16 protein-coding genes are annotated in these 18,934 nt (G+C 55.0%); 3 read left to right on the forward strand and 13 right to left on the reverse strand.

Annotated elements, in window-relative coordinates; all coding sequences use genetic code 11:
* Positions 1–39 precede the first annotated feature (39 nt).
* The 5 genes from amtB to G6Q29_RS06485 form a co-directional block, all read right to left on the reverse strand.
* Positions 40–1,326: an ammonium transporter AmtB gene (gene amtB, locus G6Q29_RS06465; RefSeq protein WP_165464975.1), complete on the reverse strand. Its 1,287-nt coding sequence runs from the start codon at positions 1,324–1,326 to the stop codon at positions 40–42.
* A 35-nt stretch (positions 1,327–1,361) separates the two neighbouring features.
* Positions 1,362–1,700 carry a P-II family nitrogen regulator gene (glnK, locus tag G6Q29_RS06470; RefSeq protein WP_006809867.1) on the reverse strand — a complete coding sequence of 113 codons (339 nt, stop codon included), beginning with the start codon at positions 1,698–1,700 and terminating at the stop codon, positions 1,362–1,364.
* Positions 1,701–1,911: 211 nt separating this feature from the next.
* Positions 1,912–3,693, reverse strand: a complete 1,782-nt coding sequence (locus tag G6Q29_RS06475) for a SmdB family multidrug efflux ABC transporter permease/ATP-binding protein (protein ID WP_165464976.1) — start codon at positions 3,691–3,693, stop codon at positions 1,912–1,914.
* Entirely contained in the window at positions 3,686–5,440 is a 1,755-nt protein-coding gene (locus tag G6Q29_RS06480; RefSeq protein WP_165464977.1) for a SmdA family multidrug ABC transporter permease/ATP-binding protein, read from the reverse strand. Before G6Q29_RS06480 ends, G6Q29_RS06475 begins: the two co-directional genes overlap by 8 nt.
* 30 nt (positions 5,441–5,470) lie before the next feature.
* Positions 5,471–5,929: an Lrp/AsnC family transcriptional regulator gene (locus G6Q29_RS06485; protein WP_015571267.1), complete on the reverse strand. Its 459-nt coding sequence runs from the start codon at positions 5,927–5,929 to the stop codon at positions 5,471–5,473.
* A 115-nt stretch (positions 5,930–6,044) separates the two neighbouring features.
* Here G6Q29_RS06485 and G6Q29_RS06490 point away from each other — a divergent pair, with 115 nt between their 5' ends.
* Complete coding sequence (locus tag G6Q29_RS06490) at positions 6,045–7,091, forward strand: PLP-dependent cysteine synthase family protein (protein ID WP_165464978.1); 1,047 nt, start codon at positions 6,045–6,047, stop codon at positions 7,089–7,091.
* 41 nt (positions 7,092–7,132) lie between these two features.
* Here the strand turns inward: G6Q29_RS06490 and cof are convergent, their stop codons facing one another.
* The gene (cof, locus tag G6Q29_RS06495) at positions 7,133–7,951 is read right to left on the reverse strand and encodes an HMP-PP phosphatase (protein ID WP_165464979.1); all 819 of its coding nucleotides are present in this window, start codon (positions 7,949–7,951) and stop codon (positions 7,133–7,135) included.
* Between the two features lie 101 nt (positions 7,952–8,052).
* Between cof and G6Q29_RS06500 the strand changes: the two genes are divergently transcribed.
* Positions 8,053–9,753 (forward strand): SgrR family transcriptional regulator, encoded by a 1,701-nt coding sequence (locus G6Q29_RS06500; RefSeq protein ID WP_165464980.1) that lies wholly within the window; start codon positions 8,053–8,055, stop codon positions 9,751–9,753.
* 66 nt (positions 9,754–9,819) lie between these two features.
* Positions 9,820–10,515, forward strand: a complete 696-nt coding sequence (gene queC, locus G6Q29_RS06505; RefSeq protein WP_165464981.1) for a 7-cyano-7-deazaguanine synthase QueC — start codon at positions 9,820–9,822, stop codon at positions 10,513–10,515.
* A 62-nt stretch (positions 10,516–10,577) separates the two neighbouring features.
* Here queC and G6Q29_RS06510 read toward each other — a convergent pair whose 3' ends face one another.
* The 7 genes from G6Q29_RS06510 to clpP form a co-directional block, all read right to left on the reverse strand.
* Complete coding sequence (locus G6Q29_RS06510; RefSeq protein WP_165464982.1) at positions 10,578–10,976, reverse strand: YbgC/FadM family acyl-CoA thioesterase; 399 nt, start codon at positions 10,974–10,976, stop codon at positions 10,578–10,580.
* 97 nt (positions 10,977–11,073) lie between these two features.
* Positions 11,074–11,454, reverse strand: coding sequence for a helix-hairpin-helix domain-containing protein (locus G6Q29_RS06515; RefSeq protein ID WP_165464983.1), 381 nt, complete (start codon positions 11,452–11,454; stop codon positions 11,074–11,076).
* A 148-nt stretch (positions 11,455–11,602) separates the two neighbouring features.
* A complete protein-coding gene (ppiD, locus tag G6Q29_RS06520; protein ID WP_165464984.1) occupies positions 11,603–13,474 on the reverse strand; it encodes a peptidylprolyl isomerase in 1,872 nt (623 codons plus the stop codon).
* A 212-nt stretch (positions 13,475–13,686) separates the two neighbouring features.
* Entirely contained in the window at positions 13,687–13,959 is a 273-nt protein-coding gene (gene hupB, locus G6Q29_RS06525; RefSeq protein ID WP_002444653.1) for a nucleoid-associated protein HU-beta, read from the reverse strand.
* A gap of 210 nt (positions 13,960–14,169) precedes the next feature.
* Positions 14,170–16,524: an endopeptidase La gene (gene lon, locus G6Q29_RS06530; protein WP_006809878.1), complete on the reverse strand. Its 2,355-nt coding sequence runs from the start codon at positions 16,522–16,524 to the stop codon at positions 14,170–14,172.
* 184 nt (positions 16,525–16,708) lie between these two features.
* The gene (gene clpX, locus G6Q29_RS06535) at positions 16,709–17,983 is read right to left on the reverse strand and encodes an ATP-dependent protease ATP-binding subunit ClpX (protein ID WP_006809879.1); all 1,275 of its coding nucleotides are present in this window, start codon (positions 17,981–17,983) and stop codon (positions 16,709–16,711) included.
* A 127-nt stretch (positions 17,984–18,110) separates the two neighbouring features.
* Positions 18,111–18,734: an ATP-dependent Clp endopeptidase proteolytic subunit ClpP gene (gene clpP / locus G6Q29_RS06540; RefSeq protein WP_006809880.1), complete on the reverse strand. Its 624-nt coding sequence runs from the start codon at positions 18,732–18,734 to the stop codon at positions 18,111–18,113.
* Between the last annotated feature and the right edge of the window lie 200 nt (positions 18,735–18,934).

Raw genomic sequence — 18,934 nt, forward strand, 5'->3', positions numbered from 1 at the left:
GACTAAAACGGCAACCAAAGGTTGCCGTTTCGCTTTTTATTATGCGTTGTATGCGTTCTCACCGTGGCTATTGACGTCCAGACCTTCGCGCTCCTGCTCTTCCGGCACGCGCAGCCCAACGGTCATATCAGCCAGCTTGTAACCGATAAAGGCCACAACGCCGGACCAGACAACGGTGATCGCGATGCTTTCCAGCTGTACCAGCACCTGATGCATCATGGTCACGCCTTCCGCGTAACCTACGCCACCCAGAGATTGTGCAGCAAAGATACCGGTCATGACGCAGCCGATAATGCCACACACGCCGTGCACGCCGAATACATCACAGGGATCGTCAACGCGTAAAACACGTTTCAGTGCGGTAACGCCCCACAGCCCCGCAAGTCCTGCGACGATACCGATCAGCAGCGCACCGCCCACCCCCACGTAACCGCACGCTGGGGTAATACCCACCAGACCGGCAATTGCTCCAGAACAGGCACCCAGCAGCGATGGCTTGCCGCGGACGGCCCACTCGCCAAATACCCACGAAAGGATAGCGCCAGCGGTTGCCACCACGGTATTCACGAAGGCCAGCGCGGCGATTTCGTTAGCGGCGCTGGCTGAGCCTGCATTGAAGCCGAACCAGCCAAAGTAGAGGATGGCGGTACCGGTAAACACCATCGGTAGATTGTGCGGCTTGAATGCTTCCTTCCCGAAGCCCACGCGCTTGCCAATCAGATATGCGCCTACCAGACCTGCTACCGCGGCGTTGATGTGAACAACGGTGCCACCCGCAAAGTCCAGTGCGCCATGAGAAGCCAACAGACCGCCGCCCCAGACCATATGCGCAATCGGGATATAGGAGAGCGTCAGCCAGACCACAACGAAAATCAGTACCGCAGAAAAGCGAATACGCTCGGCCAGTGCGCCCACAATCAGCCCCACCGTGATGCAAGCGAATGAGCCCTGGAACGCGACATGAATATATTGATAGAAGCTGCCCATCACCGCGGTTAGCTCGATATTTTTCAGCATTGCCCAGTTAACGTTGCCGAAGAAAGCGTTGCCCTCCCCGAAGGCCAGCGAGTAACCGTAAACCACCCACAGCACGCACACCAGCGCGAACGTGACGGCAACCTGCGTCAGCATGGAGAGTACGTTTTTACCGCGGATCAGGCCGCCGTAAAACAGCGCGATCCCCGGAATTGTCATGAACAGCACCAGCGCGGTGCAAATCATCATAAAGGCATTATCGGCTTTGTCTGCCACAGCAGGAGCAGCCATTGCCAGGCCCGGCAGCAGTGCCAGCGACCCCAGACCTGTTTTCATTGTTGCTATCTTCATTTTCTCGATCCCTATCACTGTGTGCCAGGAGTTACTTACAACGCCGCTTCGTCAGATTCGCCGGTACGGATGCGAATGACGCGCTGTAGTTCAGCAACGAAAATTTTGCCGTCGCCAATTTTTCCGGTGTAGGCCGCTTTGCTGACGACATCAATCACCTCATCAAGCTGATCGTCGGCGATCGCTACATCAATCTTCACTTTTGGCAGGAAGTTAACGCTGTATTCCGCCCCACGATAAAGCTCGGCATGCCCCTTCTGACGCCCAAAGCCTTTCACCTCGGTGACAGTCAGCCCCTGAATACCCATGGAAGACAGCGCTTCACGCACGTCTTCGAGTTTGAATGGTTTGATTACCACCGTAACCAGCTTCATATATCCCCTCCAGTCAGAATTCGGTAATGGCCGTAGCTAACACGAAAGGGATATTGCAAAGGGTGTGCCAGAACTGAAATATGAGGAGGAAAGCGCCGCGGCGCGCATGCGCCGGTAAGAGGTGAAAAAAAACGCACCATGGCAGTGCAGGGTGCGTTTCAGTTTTGCACCAACGGTTAAGACTGTTAGCGCATTGCCTTGTTATGGTGCATCAGGCGCTGAGTGACTCCTCCTCGCGCACGCTGGCGGCCAGCTCATCGCCTGCCAGCTGCAACTGATACATCTGCCAGTAACGTCCTTTCGCCTCAAGCAGCTCTCTGTGCGTACCCCGTTCAACGGCCTGGCCACGGTGCAATACCAGAATGGTATCTGCATCGACTATCGTTGAGAGGCGGTGGGCGATCACCACCAGCGTGGTACGATCCCGCACGGCAGCCAGCGCCTGCTGGATCGCCTGCTCGGTCCCGGAGTCAATGCTTGCGGTCGCTTCATCCAGAATCAGCACCTGCGGCGTCTCAATCAGCACGCGCGCCAGCGCCAGAAGTTGCTTCTGCCCGACAGAGAGGTTGTTGCCCTGCTCGCCCAGCCGGGTATTGATGCCTTCAGCTAACCCGCGCGCCAGATCCGCCAGCTGCACCGTTTCCAGCACCTCCCAGACCTGCTCTGGCGTGAAAGGCCTTCCCAGCGTTACGTTGGCATAAAAGGTATCCGCCAGCACCACCGGATCCTGCTGCACCATCGCGACGCCCTTACGCAACGCGTCATGGCTAAGCGAGGCGAGAGGCCGACCGTCCAGACGGATCTCCCCCTGCGTCAATGGATAGTAGCCCATCAGCAAACTGGCGAGTGTGCTTTTACCACTGCCGGTATGCCCAACCAGGGCGACAAAACCGCGCGACGGTACCTCAAGGTTGATATCCTGCAAGACCAGCTGGTCGTCGCGGTAGGCAAACGAGACATGGTCAAACGCTATGGATCCACTTTCCAGCGGGCGTTCATCATTGCCATAGGTCTGACGCGGCCTGTCCATCAGCTCGAACACACGCTCGCCCGCGACCACCGCCTGTTGCAGCATCGATTGCTGCGTGGTGAGTTCAATCAGTGGTTCGTTAAGGCGGCCAAGGTAGCTGATAAACGCATAGAGTACCCCTACTTCAATGGTTCCGCGCGTCGTCAGGCCAAACAGCATCAACAGCCCGCACAGCACCAGTGCCGAAAAGAGGCTCAGCAGCGGACGTAGCAGGAAGCCGTCGAGACGTAACGTCTGCATTCGCGCCATATAGTGTGAGCGGCTGGCCTCTCCCATTCGCTCGCCAAAACGCGCCTGCTGGCGAAACTGCTGAATAACGCTCATGCCGTTGATCACTTCGTTGAAGCCATCATTGATATCTGCGAGGTAAGTGCGCACGCGACGAACAATCGGCGTGCTGTAGCGCTGGTAAATCACCATCACAATCAGTACCGCCGGGAAAATGGCGATCGCCACCAGCGCCATTCGCCAGTCCAGGCTGAACATCGCCACCAGCATCGCGCCAATCAATGCGGCACTACGCAGAACCGTTGCGACCACGGTCACATACAGGTCGCGGATCACTTCGGTGTCATTGGTGACGCGTGAAATGACCTGCCCGACCGGCTGAGTATCAAACTCGCTCAGCGGCTGGCGCAGCGCGGCATCCATCACATCCGTGCGTAGCTGCTGAACCACGCCCACGGCGGCCCGGTTAAACAACAGTGACTGCGCATAGTGCAACCCCGCCGCCGTCAGCTGTAGCCCGACATACGCCACGCCCAGCCCCACCACCAGCCCCAGCGGCAGATAGCTTTTCGCCACCATGTTATCGATGAAATAACTGATAAGCAGCGGACCGGTCACCTCCGCAATCGCGGCGATCCACAGCAGCAGTACGGCGAGGGAAAGCGGTTTACGCCACGGTGAGCCATAGGCAAGCAGCCGTTTTAACGTCGGCCACATCTGTCCAAACTTACGCATCGGCGATCTCCTCATCCAGCGCAGCTTCAAGCTGTTGATAGCGGTACATATCCCGATACCAGCCGGTCTGCCCGGCAAGCTGGTCATGCTGACCACGCTCTGCAATATGCCCGTGCTGAAGCACCAGAATTTCACTGGCTTCGGTAAGCGCCGACAGACGGTGCGCGCTGATGATGACCGTGCGCCCCTCTCCCCACTGGCGAAGGTTATGCAAAATTTGATGTTCAGTGCGCCCGTCAACCGCGGAAAGCGCATCATCCAGTATCAGGATCTCAGCGTCCAGCAGCAGCGCGCGGGCAATAGAGATACGCTGTTTTTGTCCGCCGGAGAGCATAACGCCACGCTCACCCACTTCCGTATCATAGCCCTGCGGCAGACGCAGAATATCCTCGTGGACGCTGGCTAAGCGCGCCACATGCTCGATCTGGTCCTGTGTCGCCGTCGGGCACCCAAGCGCGATATTATTTGCAATGGTGTCTGAAAACAAAAATGGCGTCTGGCTGACGACCGCCAGACGGCTGCGCCAGTCATCCAGCAGCAGGTGCGGCAGCGGAACGTCGTGGAAACGGATATCGCCCTCGCTCACGTCAAAATGACGCTGAATAAGTGACAGGATGGTACTTTTCCCGGACCCCGTCGGGCCGCAGATGCCCAGCATCTGACCTGGATGCAGCGTGAAGCTGACGTTTTCAAGCACCGGATGTTCCGTTTGCGGGTAGATAAAGGCGCGGATATCAGCCTTGAGAATACCCGGACCTTCCGGTACCGGCTCGCTGCCATCGTTCACGACCGGCACTTCCGCCAGCATGGCGCGGATGCGGCTGTAAGCGGCGCTCCCGCGTTCAACGATATTAAACATCCAGGCCAGCGCCAGCATCGGCCAGATCATCAGCCCAAGGTACATCGCAAAGCTGGTTAACTGGCCGAGGGTCATGGTGCCTCGCACCACCATCCAGCTGCCGCCGCCCACCGCCAGCAGGTTCGCCATGCCAATCGCAACATAAATTGTCGGATCAAAGCGGGCGTCGATACGCGCCACGCGCATGTTTTTCGCACCGGTATCGGCAGCGTCGGCGGCAAACAGCGCGGACTGTCTGTCTTCCAGACCAAATGCTTTAATCATGCGGATGCTGGTCATGCTCTCCTGGGTACGATCGTTCAGGGACGAGAACGCCGCCTGCGCCAGCTTAAAGCGTTCATGCAACTGCTCCCCATAGCGGTTAATCGCTAACGCCATCAGCGGCATCGGCAGCAGCGCCAGCAGCGTGAGCTCCCAGCTAATTTGCGTAGACATCACAATCAGTACCGCACAGCCCATTACCAGGGAATCGACCAGCGTTAACACCCCTTCACCGGCGGCAAACACCACGCGGTCTACATCGTTAGTAGCGCGGGCGATGAGATCTCCGGTACGGTGCCGTAGATAAAACTCAGGATGCTGGCGACTCAGCTGACGATAAAAATCTTCGCGCAGCTCAACGGCAAGCTGATAGGACGCGCCGAACAGCAGTACGCGCCAGACATAACGCAGCAGGTAAACCACCACGGCCGTCAGCACCAGCGTACCGACCCACATCATCACCCGTGCAGCGGTGTAATGTTGTTCCGTAACGCCATCCACGACGTATCCCACCACTTTGGGCGGGATCAGTTGCAGGATGGCAATGATAATAAGCAGGGCCACCGCGCCGAGGTAGCGTTGCCACTCCCGACGGAAGTACCAGCTCAATTGGGCAAATAATCGCACGCGGTATTTTCCTGAAGGTATTTTATGAAGTTATTCAATGGGTAATGCTGTGGTGTATTTAATCTGTTCCATGGCGAAACTGGAGGTGACATCGGACAAGCCCGGTACGCTATTGACCAGCCGCTTGTAAAAATCATCGTAGCGCTTCATGTCTGCCACCTGAACGCGCATCAGATAGTCGTATTCCCCCGCCATGCGCCAGAAGCCGAGCACCTCGGGCATGTCGGAAACCTGGGTGACGAAGCGGCAGTACCATTCGCTGCTGTGGTGCTGCGTTTTTATCAGGACGAAGGCGGTCAGTCCAAGCCCCAGCTTTTCGGGATCCAGCAACGCCACACGCCCCAGCAGAATGCCATCATCTTCCAGCTTCTTGAGGCGCTTCCAGCACGGTGTTGTGGTCAGATTAACGGCATCTGCCAGCGCCTGCAAAGAGAGGGTGCAGTCGCTTTGCAGCAAAGAAAGCAGCTTGCGGTCAATTTTATCTAGCATACCCACCTCGAAGAGAAAATTATTCTCCTTACATTCTATTTTAAAGGTCAGATAGCAACAATTTTTTCTGTGCTTTTCGCTATGCTGGGCACAAAATGACAAACGGATAATTACGATGAATAGCACTTGGGTTAAACATGCCATCAGCGAAATAAATGCCGACTATCAGCGCTCGGCAGATACCCATTTGATCCGCCTGCCTCTGCCTGGATTTCACGGTATCCAGCTTTACCTGAAGGATGAAAGCACCCATCCTACCGGCAGCCTGAAGCATCGCCTGGCGCGTTCACTCTTTTTATACGGTTTATGTAACGGCTGGATTAAGGAAGGCACCCCGATTATTGAATCGTCGTCCGGATCAACGGCCGTCTCGGAAGCCTACTTTGCCCGCCTGCTCGGTCTGCCGTTTATCGCCGTCATGCCTGCCTGCACGGCAAAACGTAAAGTCGAACAGATCGAATTTTACGGCGGACGCTGCCACTTTGTGGAAAGCGCCTGCGAAATTTATGCAGCCTCCGAAATGCTGGCCCGCGAACTGAATGGTCACTACATGGACCAGTTCACCTTCGCCGAGCGCGCCACCGACTGGCGCGGCAATAATAACATTGCGGACAGCATTTTCCGCCAGATGACCCACGAGCCGCACCCCGTCCCCTCTTACATTGTCATGAGCGCGGGCACGGGCGGAACCTCCGCCACCATCGGACGTTATATCCGCTGTCAGGGTTATGATACGCAGCTGATGGTGGTTGACCCGCAGAACTCGGTCTTCCTCGATTACTGGCAATCCCGCGATGCCTGCCTGCGCAGCCCAGTCGGTAGCAAGATCGAAGGGATTGGTCGCCCGCGCGTCGAACCTTCATTCATTCCGGACGTCGTGGATGAGATGCTCCGCGTGCCGGACGCCGCCAGCGTCGCGACGGCGCACTGGCTGGAGACACAGCTTGGGCGTAAAGTCGGGGCTTCTACTGGCACCAATATGTGGGGCGCGCTACAGCTGGCCGCGAGGATGCGTGAAGAAGGCCGTACCGGCTCTGTCGTCACGCTGCTGTGCGACAGCGGGGAGCGCTACCTGGAAACCTATTACAACGCAGAATGGGTGCAGGCCAATATTGGCGACGTTGAGCCGTGGAAAGCGCAGATTTCGCAGCTGGTGAAATAAAAAAAAGCCAGGCTTTAGCCTGGCTTGCTGGAAGGATCTCACTATTCGGGGGAATATGGGAGGTTATTTTTGTCCAGCCAATGCGTCAAAAAATGGGACACCGCTTCGTTACGACAGTGTCCGATAACCGGTAAATGCGGGAGCGCGGCGATAAGCTGCGGCATCGCGTTCCCCATAATCAGCCCACGGCCAACGCTGCTCAGCATCTCGTGGTCGTTCATGGCGTCGCCAAAGGCCATACAGTCCTGCATCGTCAGCCCCAGATGATTGCTCAGCATCGTCAGCGCAGATCCTTTGTTACAGCCCACCGGCAGCACTTCAAGGCAGTCCACCGCCGAGAAGGTCAGGTGCGCCCGGTCGCCCAGCGCCTCGTTAAGCTGAATACGCAGACGGCAGAGATCGTCGCGATCGCCACAGAAGCAGATCTTGGTCACCTTGTGTGCCGGAATGCGGCGTAAATCGATGAGCTGATATTTAAAGCCGCTGTAAACGTGTGCGTGCAGCAAGGCCGGGATCTCACGCCCGGTAAACCAGCCTTCATCATTAAAAACATGCACGCTGGCCTGCGTATCCCAGGTGCTGTGCAGGACAATGTCCGCCACTTCCGGATTCAGATCCTGACGGTGAAGCACATCGCCGTCGACGGAGTGAATGCGCGTCCCGTTGCCGGTGATCAGGAACGCATCGAGGGCAAATGTCCCCAGCAAATGGCGCATCTCCAGCACATGACGACCAGTGGCAAACGTCAGGGTGACTTCACGCTCGCGCAGGCGCTTAAGTGTGTTCAGGGTTTTCTCCCCTAAACGGTGATCCGGCATTAACAGCGTGCCGTCCATATCAAATGCAGCGAGCCGAGCCATGATTACTCCCGAAATGTGATGCGGTTAACTTGTGCATCAGTATTACGTGAGATATACGGAAGTAATAGTGAATAGATGATAATTATTGTTCCGGGTTTTCCATGCGCCAGCTTAACCGTCTTAACCAGTATCAGCGTCTGTGGCACCCGTCCGCCGGCGCACCGCAGCAGGTGACCATCAGTGAGCTTGCCAGCCGCTGCTTTTGCAGCGAGCGACATGTTCGCACCCTGCTGCGCCAGGCGCAGGAGGCGGGCTGGCTAAGCTGGAACGCCCGCTCCGGACGGGGAAAGCGTGGGGAATTACGCTTTCACGTCACCCCGGACTCGTTGCGTAATACGATGATGGAAGAGGCCCTGAAAAGTGGACAGCAGCAGAATGCGCTTGAGCTGGCCCAGCTCGCGCCTGAAGATTTGCGATCGCTGCTGCATCCGTTTATGGGCGGGCACTGGCAGAACGATACGCCGACGCTGCGTATTCCCTACTATCGCTCGCTGGAGCCGCTTCAGCCGGGGTTTCTCCCTGGCCGGGCGGAGCAGCATCTGGCGGGACAGGTATTCTCTGGTTTGACGCGTTTTAATGGTAACAGCAGTGAACCCACGGGCGATCTGGCGCATCACTGGGAAATCTCCGCTGACGGCCTGCGCTGGCATTTCTACATTCGCTCCACCCTGCACTGGCATAACGGCGATAAAATAGAGACGGCACAGCTCCGGCAAAGCCTGACAGCGCTGTTATCGCAGCCAGGCATGAGGACGCTTTTTCGCAGCGTCCAGGGTATCGAAACCACGCGCCCACAGTGCCTGACGTTTATTCTGCATCAACCTGACTACTGGCTGGCGCACAGGCTGGCAACCTACTGTAGCCGTCTGGCGCATCCCGACTACCCCGTGGTGGGCAGCGGTCCCTTCCGGCTGAGCGTTTTTGAGCCTGAACTGGTGCGTCTGGAAAGCCACGAGCAGTATCACCTTGGGCATGCGTTGCTTAAGGCTATCGAGTACTGGATCACGCCCCAGCTTTTTGACTACAGTCTGGGCACCAGCTGTCGCCACCCGGTGCAAATCGCCATTGGCGAGGCCGACGAGCTGGCCAGCCTGCGGCTGGTGAGTAATAGCACCAGTCTGGGCTTCTGTTACCTCACCCTGAAGCGGAGCCCGCGTCTGAGCGAGCTACAGGCAAAGCGGCTGATTAATATCATTCATCTCTCAACGCTGCTGCACACGCTTCCACTAAACGAAGGGCTTATCACGCCTACCGAGGAACTGCTTCCCGGCTGGGCGATCCCTCAATGGCCTGATTTAACCGACGTTGCGCTGCCAAAGACATTAACGCTGGTCTACCACCTGCCGGTTGAGCTTCACACCATGGCCAGCCAGTTAAAAGAATACCTTGCGCGGCAGGGTTGCGAGCTGACCGTCATCTTTCACGACGCCAAGACGTGGGACGGATGCCAGCAGCTTGCCGATGCAGACATGATGATGGGAGACAGACTGATTGGCGAAGCGCCATCGTACACGCTTGAACAGTGGCTCCGCTGCGATGCACTCTGGCCACATCTGCTGAGCGCACCGGCATATGCTCATTTGCAGGCCACGCTGGATGCGGTGCAGACGCAGGCGGACGAGCGGGATCGAGACGCAGGACTACAGGCTATCTTCAGTCGGTTAATGGAGTCAGCCATCCTGACGCCGCTCTTTAACTACCAATATCAAATCAGCGCGCCTCCGGGCGTCAACGGCATACGCCTTAACACCCGCGGCTGGTTTGACTTCACCGAAGCCTGGCTTCCACCTCCAAACGCGTGAAGAAGCTGGTCGCCGCTTTAGCCAGGCGTTAACATGGCGCTTTTACCGTAACTGTCGAGATGATCTATGAAACGTGCCGTCGTCGTGTTCAGCGGAGGACAAGATTCCACAACCTGCCTTATCCAGGCGCTTCACCAGTATGATGAAGTGCACTGCGTCACTTTTGATTATGGTCAGCGTCATTGCGCTGAAATTGATGTCGCTCGTGAACTGGCCCTGAAACTGGGCGCCCGCGCTCATAAAGTGCTGGACGTGACGCTGTTAAATGAACTGGCCGTCAGCAGCCTCACCCGCGACAGTATTCCGGTGCCTGATTACGAACCGGATGCCAGCGGCATTCCGAATACCTTCGTACCGGGCCGCAACATTCTCTTCCTGACCCTGACGGCGATCTATGCCTACCAGGTGAAAGCCGAAGCGGTGATCACGGGCGTGTGTGAGACCGACTTCTCAGGCTATCCGGACTGCCGGGATGAATTCGTGAAAGCACTCAATCACGCCGTCGATCTGGGAATGGCAAAAGAGACCCGCTTCGAAACACCGCTGATGTGGCTGGATAAAGCCGAAACCTGGGCGCTGGCCGACTACTGGGGCAAGCTGGATGTCGTTCGCAATGAGACCCTGACCTGTTACAACGGCATTAAAGGCGACGGTTGCGGACAGTGTGCCGCCTGCAACCTGCGCGCAAACGGGCTGAATCATTATCTTGCGGATAAAGCGGGCGTGATGGCCGCAATGCAGAAAAAGACCGGGCTGAAATAAGGGTTACCTGACCGTGCTGTCGAACGATAAATGTCGACAGCACGGGGCTTCCTGACTATTTCCTACGCGATCATCAGCTCCAGCTTTTCGCGCAACTCCCCTTCAAGCGGCAACGCTTTCTGGGTTTTGAGATCGATACAGACAAAGGTGATCAGCGCATCAGCCACCACCTGCCCTTCTGGCTCCAGCGTAACGACCTGGCTCAATACACCACTTTTGCCATTCAGCTGTTGAACCTCACTTTTCACGGTGAGCACATCCCCCAGCACGGCCGGGCGGCGGTAGTTAATATTGATATTGACGACCACAAACGCGATGTTGTGTGCAGTCAGCCACTGAAAGCTTTCGCTGTTCTCCAGGCCGTCCCAGCGCGCCTCTTCAAGAAATTCAAGATAGCGGGCGTTATTGACATGCTGATAAACATCGAGGTGATAACCTCGGACTTTGATTTGTGTTTGCATAGCGCAATAGCCTTTCGTTGTTATAGGTTCAGAGGTCATAACTGGTATGACCTCTTTATCCTGGCAAATTTTTGCCGCAGTGCAAGTGATTACGCGATTACAGCGTCAAGTGTGCGAGATTGCGCTCAACCAGCGCGCTGCCCATACCCGGCACCTGTTTGAGATCGTCAAGGGTTTTAAAAGGACCATACTCTTCCCGATAGCTGACGATGGCCTGTGCTTTTTTGAGACCCACGCCGTTCATCGCACGAGCCAGATCTTCTGCGGACGCAGTATTGATGCTAACCCGCGTACCCTCCTCTTCGGCAGCTTTCGGGCTGGCCGTCGCGTTAGCTTTAACGTTAACCGGAGATGTTGATTCCGCCTGGTTTTGTGCAGCCTGCGCTTTCGCCGCAGGTGTCGCCGCCAGCGCTCCCGCACTCATCCCGGACGTGGCAATGGCCAGTGTAATTAACAGTGCTTTGATTCCACATTTCATGCTGTTTTCTCCTTGTTTGTTGACAGCCACGCCACAATAGCCGCACGGGAAAACAGGGACAAACAGCAGATTACAGAAATGGAAAAGGCCGCGTAAGCGGCCTTTAGTTTTTGCAGAACGTTACTAAAATCTGCGAGCAGATACGTAATTATTGCTCCTGAGTGACCACATCACCCAGCTTGATTTTGGCTTCTTTACGCAGGTTGCTCATCATCGCTTCGAACGCAATCTGGGCATTGTTCTGGGTAATGCCCTGAACCATGGCCTTCTTCTGCGCCTCTGGCAACGTACCGGCTTTCACTTCATCCAGTGCCAGAAGAACCACGTTACCCTGCATATCGGTCGTGGTGCCATAGACCGGTTTGTCTTTCGCCGGCAGGCTAAGGCCAAACGCCGCCTGGCTGACAGGATCTTGACCGGTACGGCTCAGCGTTTTTGCTTCGCCAAAGCTCAGGCCAGCCGCTTTCAGCGCATCGTTCTTACCGGCTTTCAGGTCGGCCAGAATTTTCTCTGCATCCAGTTTTGCCTGCTGTGCCGCTTTGTTGTGTTTCACCAGCGCCACGACCTGATCCTTCACTTCCGCCAGGGGCTTCACTGCCTCGGCTTTGTGCTCGCTGACGCGCAGTACGAACGCACGGTCACCGTCAACGGTGATGATGTCTGAATTGCTGCCCGGTGTACCGTTCTCACCGACCAGACCACCATTGAAAATGGCATCTGAAACCGGTTTGAAGTTCAGTTCTTCCGGCAGGCTTTCGTGGCTGAACCAGCCCGTCTCAACCGCTTTCACGCCAGCAGCCTGCTCAGCGCCCGCCAGTGATTCGTTGTCGTTGCTTGCGGCATCGCTCACTTTCTGTTGCAGAGCATAGAAGGCGTCCAGCGCTTTCTCTTGCTTCACTTTCGCAGCGATATCATCACGAACGTCAGCCAGCGGCTTGGTTTTCGCCGCCACGACATCGTCCAGACGTGCCACCAGGAAACCAACGGAGGATTTGATTACACCAGACAGTTGGCCTTTCTCTTTCAGGCCTGCATTTTTCAGCTCGTCCGGGGTAGTGGACTCTTCCAGCCAGCCCATATCACCGCCGTTTTTGGCAGAAATAATGTCGGTGGATTTTGCTTTCGCGACGGTGGCGAAATCAGCGCCTTTGTTCAGCTCGTCCAGTACGGCTTTCGCTTCTGCTTCCGTTTTGGTCTGGATCACGCTGTAACGGTTACGCTGCGGCTGAGTGAACTGATCCTGGTGCTGGTCGTAATAAGACTGGATCTCCGCGTCAGTCGCATTTTCCTGCATCGCAGCCGCATCCAGCTTGATGTAGCTTACGCGGAACTGTTCCGGCGAGATGAAATTGTTCTTGTTTTGCTCGTAGTAAGCATTCACGTCAGCGTCGCTGACCTGCTGCTTCGCCGCCAGTGCGTTGACGTCAATCGTCGCTTCACGCACCACGCGTTGCTGCGCCACCAGGGACGCCAGCGCTTCAGTTTCACCTTTCAGCATGAAATCGGTGCCCACCACCGCGTTGATCAGCTGTTGCGTAGTCAACTGGTTACGCAGCGCCTGAGCGTACTGGTCAGCCGTCATACCCATCTGGTTAACAATGCTGTTGTAACGCGCGTTGTCGAACTTCCCATTAGACTGGAAAGCCTGAGTGGAAAAGATGGCTTTTTTTACCTGCTCATCACTGATACCCAACCCCAGACTTTTTGCGTACTGATCCAGCAGCGCTTCGTCGATAAGGCGGTTCAGCGTCTGCTGACGCAGGTTTTTCATATAGCCTTCATTGGCTGCAAGTTCAGAGTATTGGTCGCCCAGCTGTTGCTGCATGCGGTTACGTTCACCAGCAAAAGCATTCTCGAACTGCCCACGGCTAATTTCCTGGCCATTCACTTTTGCGGCGTAGTTCGCGCCACCGCCGATGAGGTAACTACTCACGCCGGTCAATATGAACGACACGATAATGATACCGAAAATAATCTTGAGCACGAGACTGTTAGCAGCCGTGCGTAAGCTGTCCATCATGGTGTAACAACACTCCGCTGTAGGTGACTGGTTACCTGACGCTAACGGAAAATCCTGACCGTCGCGCGTAAAGGCGTATTGTGACAAGAAAACAGGGCAATTGTCAGCCCACAACTCGCATAAACTCGCACAAATCAGGTCTGGACAAACAAAAAAGGCACATCAAACGATGCGCCCTTGTACTTTTCAGCTTCCCTGGAGCGGGAAAGCAATCAGTTTACTGCGTCTTTCAGCGCTTTACCTGCACGGAAACCCGGCACTTTAGCGGCAGCAATGGTGATTTCTTTACCGGTCTGAGGGTTGCGGCCAGTACGGGCTGCACGCTCTTTAACCGCAAAAGTACCGAAGCCTACCAGTGCAACGTCGTCCCCAGCTTGCAGAGATTCAGTAACAGAAGCAATTAAAGCATCTAAAGCACGTCCCGCTGCGGCTTTAGAAATATCAGCACCCGCAGCAATTTTGTCAATCAGTTGAGATTTATTCACTGTTCTCTTCCTCTCTTTATAATTTATATCGCACCTGAATCCTTCACAGCGCGACCGCGCAGCAGTTATATCAGTCCTGCTATGACCTTACAACACCCGTTGTTGATGGCTAACCCAATCAGCAATCTAAATTAGCTATACAAAAAAAGGCTGGCAAGTACGAAATGACTTACCAGCCTTGTTTTTATTGGCGCTCTTTGCGCAAGGTCACTATTTTGCGGTTACAACCTGCATTCCGGACGGTTCATTTTGCAGTGCGAGAGTCAGAACTTCCTCAATGCGTTTCACCGGATGGATCTGCAAGTCGGCAATAACGTTGTCCGGAATCTCTTCCAGATCGCGTTTATTTTCGTAAGGAATCAATACGGTTTTGATCCCACCGCGGTGTGCCGCCAGCAGTTTTTCTTTTAACCCACCGATTGGCAGTACCTGTCCACGCAGCGTAATTTCACCGGTCATGGCTACATCCGCACGAACCGGGTTACCTGTCAGGCAGGAAACCAGTGCCGTACACATAGCAATACCCGCGCTTGGGCCATCTTTCGGCGTCGCCCCTTCCGGAACGTGAACGTGAATGTCGCGTTTTTCGTAGAAATCAGGGTTAATACCCAGTTTTTCCGCGCGCGCGCGCACCACGGTCAGCGCCGCCTGGATGGACTCCTGCATCACTTCACCCAGCGAGCCGGTGTAGGTCAGCTTGCCTTTGCCCGGAACGCAGGCGGTTTCGATGGTCAGCAGATCGCCACCCACTTCCGTCCATGCCAGACCGGTCACCTGGCCAACGCGGTTTTCGTTATCCGCACGGCCATAGTCGAAGCGCTGAACGCCCAGGTAGGCATGCAGATTGTCGCCGTTAATCACGATGTGCTTCAGGCTCTTATCCAGCAGAAGCTGTTTCACCGCCTTACGGCACAGTTTCGAGATCTCACGCTCAAGGCTACGCACGCCCGCTTCACGGGTATAGTAACGAATAATGCCGACAATGGCGCTGTCCTCAACGGTCAGCTCGTTAGCCTTCAGCGCGTTACGCTCAATCTGCTTCGGCAGCAGGTGCTGTTTAGCAATGTTCAGCTTCTCGTCTTCGGTATAGCCGGACAGACGGATCACTTCCATACGGTCCAGCAGCGGTGCCGGAATGTTCATGGAGTTGGAGGTCGCGACGAACATCACATCGCTCAGGTCGTAGTCGACTTCCAGATAGTGATCGCTGAACGCGACGTTCTGCTCTGGGTCAAGCACTTCCAGCAGCGCCGACGCCGGATCGCCACGCATGTCCGAAGACATTTTGTCGATCTCATCGAGCAGGAACAGCGGGTTTTTGACGCCCACTTTTGCCATCTTCTGGATCAGCTTGCCCGGCATCGAACCGATATAGGTACGACGGTGGCCGCGGATTTCCGCTTCATCACGCACGCCGCCCAGCGCCATACGGATGTATTTACGTCCGGTCGCTTTGGCGATGGACTGCCCCAGAGAGGTTTTACCCACGCCTGGAGGCCCTACCAGGCACAGGATTGGGCCTTTGATTTTGTTCACACGGCTCTGTACGGCGAGGTACTCAAGAATGCGGTCTTTCACGCGTTCCAGGCCGTAGTGGTCGGTGTCCAGGATCTCCTGGGCCTGACGCAGGTCTTTTTTGACCTTGCTGCGGGCATTCCAAGGAACCTGCACCATCCACTCGATATAGCCACGTACAACCGTCGCTTCCGCCGACATCGGAGACATCATTTTCAGCTTCTGCAACTCAGCTTCGGCTTTCTCTTTCGCCTCTTTCGGCATCTTCGCCGCATCGATCTTACGCTTCAGCGCTTCGTTTTCATCCGGTGCGTCGTCCATCTCGCCGAGCTCTTTCTGAATGGCTTTCATTTGCTCGTTCAGATAGTACTCACGCTGCGATTTTTCCATCTGCTTTTTGACGCGGTTGCGAATGCGCTTCTCAACCTGAAGCAGATCGATCTCAGACTCCATCATCGCCATCAGGTATTCCAGACGTTCGTTAACGTCGGACATTTCGAGCACGGACTGTTTGTCAGCAAGCTTCAGCGGCATGTGCGCGGCGATGGTATCCGCCAGACGTGCAGGATCGTCGATGCTGTTCAGCGACGTCAGCACTTCAGGTGGGATTTTCTTGTTCAGTTTGATGTAGCCTTCGAACTGGCTGATCGCGGTGCGTACCAGTACTTCCTGCTCGCGCTCATCAAGTTCCGGTGAATCAAGGTACTCTGCCTTCGCAGAGAAATGCTCGCCATCGTCTGACAAAGTGGTAATACGCGCACGCTGTAGGCCTTCCACCAGCACCTTTACGGTGCCATCTGGCAGCTTCAGCATCTGCAAAATAGAGGCCACGGTCCCGACGGTGAAAAGATCGTTTACACCCGGCTCATCCGTTGATGCTTCCTTCTGCGCGACCAGCATGATTTTTTTATCATGATCCATGGCGGCTTCGAGGCAACGGATAGATTTTTCCCGCCCTACAAATAAGGGTATGACCATGTGCGGATAAACCACCACATCGCGCAACGGCAATACGGGGATTTCAATGCGTTCAGAACGCTCAGGATTCATAGAGCTCTCTCTTAGTTTAGTGTCCGCCAGGTAAACTGGTCATGTAACTGTGCTTCACACAACCATTAACATGTAATCCAGTATATGGGGATGTTTCCCATACATTCAACGCCATGAATACGGAAAAAGTAAAGGGGAGATAAAATCCCCCCTTTTTGATTAACTGATTGTATGAAATGGTGAATTATTCGCCAGATGCCTGCTGCGCTTCCGGTTTACCGTAAATCAGTAACGGCTTGGTCTGGCCACCAATGACGGACTCATCGATCACAACTTTTTCAACGTCTTCCATAGAAGGAAGATCGTACATTGTGTCGAGCAATGCTGCTTCTACGATAGAACGCAGACCACGGGCACCGGTTTTACGCGCCATCGCTTTCTTGGCAATCGCGTCCAGTGCTTCGTCGCGGAATTCCAGCTCAACGCCTTCCAGATTGAACAGCGCCTGATACTGTTTGGTCAGCGCGTTTTTCGGCTCTTTCAGGATCTGAATCAGCGCATCTTCGCTCAGTTCGTTCAGGGTCGCTACAACCGGCAGACGGCCGATAAATTCTGGAATCAAACCAAATTTGATCAGATCTTCCGGTTCAACCTGCGCCAGCAGCTGGCCTTCATTTGGTTTTTCAGACGTGGCTTTCACCGTTGCGCCAAAACCAATGCCGGAGCCGGTTTCCACACGGTGAGAAATCACTTTATCCAGGCCTGCAAACGCACCGCCACAGATAAACAGGATCTTGGAGGTATCAACCTGCAAGAATTCCTGCTGCGGATGTTTACGCCCACCCTGCGGTGGAACAGCCGCAACCGTACCTTCAATCAGCTTCAGGAGCGCTTGCTGCACGCCTTCGCCCGATACGTCACGGGTGATGGACGGGTTGTCTGATTTACGAGAGATTTTGTCGATCTCATCGATATAGACGATCCCGCGCTGGGCTTTCTGTACGTCGTAATCGCACTTCTGGAGCAGCTTCTGGATAATATTTTCAACGTCTTCACCCACATAACCGGCCTCGGTCAGGGTGGTAGCGTCCGCCATAGTGAACGGAACATCCAGCAGGCGCGCCAGCGTTTCCGCCAGCAGGGTTTTACCGGAACCGGTCGGCCCGATAAGCAGAATGTTACTTTTGCCCAGTTCTACGCCATTGCTGGTATCGCCGTTACGCAGACGTTTGTAGTGGTTGTATACCGCCACCGCCAACACTTTTTTCGCCTGCTCCTGACCAATGACATAGTCGTCCAGGTGGTGGCGAATTTCGTGTGGCGTTGGTAACGCGCTGCGCTCACGGTGCGGCGCGACTTCTTTAATCTCTTCGCGAATGATGTCGTTACATAAATCGACGCATTCGTCGCAGATATACACGGACGGCCCGGCAATCAGTTTACGCACTTCATGCTGGCTTTTGCCGCAAAAAGAGCAGTACAGCAGTTTGCCCGAACCATCTTTGCGTTTATCTGTCATGAGTCCAAACCTCTTTTTAAGTTCTATGTGCCGCACATGACGACGCAAATGCCATTCTCAGACGCAAGCTGCTTACAGGCAACGTGCCGCCCTACCTTAGTATAGCGGCACACTCGCGTCGCGGGCATCAATTACGATGGGTCAAAATGGAGTCGACTAAGCCGTACTCAACTGCCTCTGGTGCAGAGAGGAAGCGATCGCGTTCGGTATCGCGCTCGATCTGCTCGAGAGGTTGACCCGTATGCTGCGCCATAAGTTCATTCATGCGCGCTTTTACTTTCAGAATTTCTCGGGCGTGGATTTCAATATCCGTCGCCTGACCCTGATAACCCCCCAGCGGCTGGTGAATCATCACGCGGGAATTTGGCAGGCAGAAACGCTTACCTTTCGCCCCTGCGGTTAACAGGAAGGCACCCATGGATGCCGCCTGCCCCATACAAATGGTGCTGACATCCGGCTTGATGAATTGCATGGTGTCATAAATAGACATACCCGCCGTAATCACACCGCCCGGCGAGTTAATGTACAGGTAAATGTCTTTTTCCGGGTTTTCCGCTTCCAGGAACAGCATCTGCGCCACGATCAGGTTAGCCATATGGTCTTCTACCTGGCCGGTCAGAAAGATAACGCGTTCCTTGAGCAGACGGGAATAGATATCGAAAGAACGCTCACCGCGTGAGGTCTGTTCAATAACCATTGGCACCAGCGCCATATGGGGTGCAAAGTTATCTCGTTCGCCACTGTATGACATTTCCGTCTCCTGGTTCAAAATTGAAAACACCTGCTGTACTGATTGTAACCTTATGGACGGATTATCAGCCAGTCTCAATCATCGTGATTACATACTAATGGGGGTCGCCACGCCCTATTTCAAGCATAACAACGTTTTGTTGTAACGCTAACACTGAAAGGGCGTTTTAGCACCCTTCCAGGACCAAAGCTGTGATAAAA

Source organism: Enterobacter cloacae (assembly GCF_011078175.1).
Taxonomy (GTDB): domain Bacteria; phylum Pseudomonadota; class Gammaproteobacteria; order Enterobacterales; family Enterobacteriaceae; genus Enterobacter; species Enterobacter cloacae_Q.

Bases quoted from the DNA above. Each gene is read 5' to 3' on its own strand.
- amtB (WP_165464975.1), bottom strand. From the start codon at position 1,326: ATGAAGATAGCAACAATGAAAACAGGTCTGGGGTCGCTGGCACTGCTG.
- clpX (WP_006809879.1), bottom strand. From the start codon at position 17,983: ATGACAGATAAACGCAAAGATGGTTCGGGCAAACTGCTGTACTGCTCT.
- glnK (WP_006809867.1), bottom strand. From the start codon at position 1,700: ATGAAGCTGGTTACGGTGGTAATCAAACCATTCAAACTCGAAGACGTG.
- cof (WP_165464979.1), bottom strand. From the start codon at position 7,951: ATGGCTCGGCTCGCTGCATTTGATATGGACGGCACGCTGTTAATGCCG.
- clpP (WP_006809880.1), bottom strand. From the start codon at position 18,734: ATGTCATACAGTGGCGAACGAGATAACTTTGCACCCCATATGGCGCTG.
- G6Q29_RS06510 (WP_165464982.1), bottom strand. From the start codon at position 10,976: ATGCAAACACAAATCAAAGTCCGAGGTTATCACCTCGATGTTTATCAG.
- ppiD (WP_165464984.1), bottom strand. From the start codon at position 13,474: ATGATGGACAGCTTACGCACGGCTGCTAACAGTCTCGTGCTCAAGATT.
- G6Q29_RS06500 (WP_165464980.1), top strand. From the start codon at position 8,053: ATGCGCCAGCTTAACCGTCTTAACCAGTATCAGCGTCTGTGGCACCCG.
- queC (WP_165464981.1), top strand. From the start codon at position 9,820: ATGAAACGTGCCGTCGTCGTGTTCAGCGGAGGACAAGATTCCACAACC.
- G6Q29_RS06490 (WP_165464978.1), top strand. From the start codon at position 6,045: ATGAATAGCACTTGGGTTAAACATGCCATCAGCGAAATAAATGCCGAC.
- lon (WP_006809878.1), bottom strand. From the start codon at position 16,524: ATGAATCCTGAGCGTTCTGAACGCATTGAAATCCCCGTATTGCCGTTG.
- G6Q29_RS06515 (WP_165464983.1), bottom strand. From the start codon at position 11,454: ATGAAATGTGGAATCAAAGCACTGTTAATTACACTGGCCATTGCCACG.
- G6Q29_RS06485 (WP_015571267.1), bottom strand. From the start codon at position 5,929: ATGCTAGATAAAATTGACCGCAAGCTGCTTTCTTTGCTGCAAAGCGAC.
- G6Q29_RS06475 (WP_165464976.1), bottom strand. From the start codon at position 3,693: ATGCGTAAGTTTGGACAGATGTGGCCGACGTTAAAACGGCTGCTTGCC.